This is a genomic window from Micromonospora craterilacus (assembly GCF_003236315.1).
Taxonomy (GTDB): Bacteria; Actinomycetota; Actinomycetes; order Mycobacteriales; family Micromonosporaceae; genus Micromonospora; species Micromonospora craterilacus.
Window position 1 is genome coordinate 1 of the sequence record NZ_POTY01000581.1, and the last position, 431, is coordinate 431.

Here is a 431-nt window from a genome sequence, read left to right on the forward strand (position 1 = left end):
GTCCGGTTTTTGTCGTAGTACGCATCCGGATTGCTCTGCCAGGTCGCAGGTTTAGCATCCCATGCGTAAACGTAGGAAGCGCCGATGGCGAAGCCTGGAAGATTCCAGTTTTTCAGGTCATACATCGCACCGAAGAAGACTGCTTTTTCGCCGTTGGCGTTGAAGTCAGAACGGTTGTCCCACCAGATATCCAGGCGACCGTTTGAGGAAGCGTAGGTTGGAGTCATACGTTGCAGGAAGTATCCCTGCTGACCGTCAGCCTTAACCCAGGTGCCTTCGAGGCGCAAATCCACTACGTCAGCCGCCCGGTAACCAAAGGTCAACGCCTGCAGCCAGGCGGTGCCGTCATAAAGGTCGTTGACGCTGCGATCGTCAACTTTATCGCGGGTACCGTAGAACTGGTAGCTGGTGGTTAACGGGCTACCGGCGAT

At 55.5% G+C, this 431-nt stretch carries 1 protein-coding gene; it reads right to left on the reverse strand.

Annotated features, from left to right (window positions below):
• Nucleotides 1–431, reverse strand: a 431-nt coding sequence (locus tag C1I95_RS34540) for an OprD family porin (RefSeq protein WP_438941372.1), incomplete at both ends; no start/stop codon positions are given.